2 protein-coding genes are annotated in these 1,512 nt (G+C 54.2%); one reads left to right on the top strand and one right to left on the bottom strand.

The window, feature by feature from the left end:
• Positions 1-2 precede the first annotated feature (2 nt).
• Positions 3-158, top strand: a complete 156-nt coding sequence (bamC, locus tag BG74_RS09755) for an NlpB/DapX family lipoprotein (protein WP_501037402.1) — start codon at positions 3-5, stop codon at positions 156-158.
• Between the two features lie 787 nt (positions 159-945).
• On the opposite strand, the gene BG74_RS15430 is transcribed toward bamC, so the two are convergent.
• The coding region (locus BG74_RS15430; RefSeq protein WP_244267061.1) for a M20/M25/M40 family metallo-hydrolase at positions 946-1,512 on the bottom strand (567 nt) is incomplete at its 5' end.

Below are 1,512 nucleotides of genomic sequence, written 5' to 3'. Positions count from 1 at the left end.
TGGTGCGTTTACCGTACACTGCTGTGTGGACGCGTCTGCCGGCACCACAGGCGCGTATCAGCATGAATATGAAGGACAGCAGCTGCCAGCTCGGCACCGTTTCGATGAACTATGACAGCCCCGGACAGCAGCACCTGGAACAATTTAAGCGCAAATGATCCGATCCACCCGCCACCCGGCGCAGCGTTTTCAAACCGCCTATCAACCAACATGCCCACCAAGACTGATAACACTATCTACCAATAATTTGCTAACTATCCAATAAATTTACTCCTTATCGATATTATCAATGTAGAGCTGGAAGATATCGTGTAGCTATGCACTGCCCGCCATATCCTAGCCCTGCCAGGATTGCATATCTGCCAGGACTGCATAATAGTAGTACCGCGGGTGTCAGCATTAACGAGCCGCTGCCCGCCAGCAGCCAGTAGCTGATGTGCCAGGGCTTACCGCCAGTCGCCGCGATCATGCGCATAGAGACGTTCGCCTAGATGCTGGTCCAAGCTAGCGGGTAAGCGTTGCGAAATTGCTGCTAGGCAAATACTCCTCGGGTTTGTAATGCTGCTGCAATTGCGCACCGGTGGCAGTAAATCGGGGATGTAGATATCCGGATCGATGTACCAGTGGTGTCGGCTAGCGTCAGGCAATGCCGACCATTGCAAGGATAGCCCGCAGTAAAGCCCTACTATCGCCAGAGTAAGCGCATCCAGTAGCAGGATCCAATATAGTGGAGTGGCTGCTGACCGTGAAATATGCCATTCTAGATGCGCAATTGGTGGTCAATGTCACAAAAACTGCTGGCCTGAGAGCGCAGGGAAAACCCTGCTTGTGTCGCCGATTGCTGTTAACTGCGCAAAGGCCATCGCCGCGCCCAGCTGTAGCTGGTGACCGTTTCTAGCGGGATTAAATGCCTGTCGGTGCGTTCAGTAACTGCCAGAACATCCATCATAAAATCAATCGTTCCATGATGCGCTGGTACATCCGGCTCAGCAGTTGCAGATCGGTGGCTCTTACGCACTCGTTGACTTTATGGATGGTGGCGTTTACCGGGCCGAGCTCTATCACCTGTGCGCCCATACGGGCTATGAACCGTCCATCGGAGGTTCCACCAGTAGCTTCCAGACGCGGCGTTAACTCCTGATAGTGCTCTACCGCGCGCACCGCCGCGTCCAGCAGCTCGCCACGCGCAGTCAAGAAAGGCTGGCCTGATAGCGACCAGTCAATGTGATAGCACAGCCCATGTCGCTGCATCAGCGCTTCTACCCGCTGGCGGAGAGTAGCGTCAGAAAGCTCGGTACTGAAACGAAAATTGAATTGCACCTTCAGCTCGCCGGGAATAACATTGTTGCTGCCGGTACCGGCATGAATATTGGCTATTTGCATCGTCGTAGGCGGAAAAAAACCATTGCCCTCGTCCCACTGGGTTTCCACCAGTTCCTTCAGCGCGTTCATCGCGCGATGAACGGGATTCTCCGCCAGATGCGGATAGGCGACATGACCCTGTACGCCTTG

The sequence above is a fragment of the Sodalis-like endosymbiont of Proechinophthirus fluctus genome (genome assembly GCF_001602625.1).
GTDB lineage: Bacteria > Pseudomonadota > Gammaproteobacteria > Enterobacterales > Enterobacteriaceae.
Note: the sequence above shows the minus strand (reverse complement) of the source record. Positions and strands in the feature narration are given on the sequence as shown.